This window comes from Peribacillus sp. P4_C12 (genome assembly GCF_056402095.1).
Genome location: NZ_JBFUIB010001230.1, coordinates 1 through 500, shown reverse-complemented (window position 1 = coordinate 500; position 500 = coordinate 1). Strand labels below are relative to the sequence as shown.

Here is a 500-nt window from a genome sequence, read left to right as displayed (position 1 = left end):
TTAGCCTATCGGCCAATTTTTAATTAGGCTACTCCCGTAGTTCCTACGGTTAGAAGCCTTATGGCTTCATTCATTAGATTGAGYCCTGCGTTAATATCTCGATCGTGGTGAGTAGAACAAAAAGGACAATCCCATTCACGAAGATTCAGATGTTTAACGTCTTTATTTTGGTAACCGCAGCTAGAACACAATTGGCTAGAAGCAAACGTTTTAGATACGGTCACGATTTGTTTACCATACCATTTTGCTTTGTATTCCAACATTTTTTTGAATTGGTACCAAGATACTTCACTAATAGCTTTAGCTAGTTTGTGATTTTTCATCATATTCGACACTTGCAAGTYTTCCATTCCAATAACATCGTGGTTTTTGATGATTTCGGTAGAAACTTTATGTAAGTAATCCATTCGGGCATTTGAAATTTTTTCGTGTAGGATAGCCACTTTTCGTTTTTGTTTTTGATAGTTTTTGGCTTCAGYCAATGGTTTATTTTGATTCAA

The 500-nt window shown here is 35.8% G+C and carries 1 protein-coding gene; it reads right to left on the bottom strand.

Annotated features, from left to right (window positions below; all coding sequences use genetic code 11):
* Positions 1-23 precede the first annotated feature (23 nt).
* Positions 24-500 (bottom strand): RNA-guided endonuclease TnpB family protein (locus tag AC1DUW_RS32290; RefSeq protein WP_477644648.1); only part of this gene is annotated, 477 nt, incomplete at its 5' end.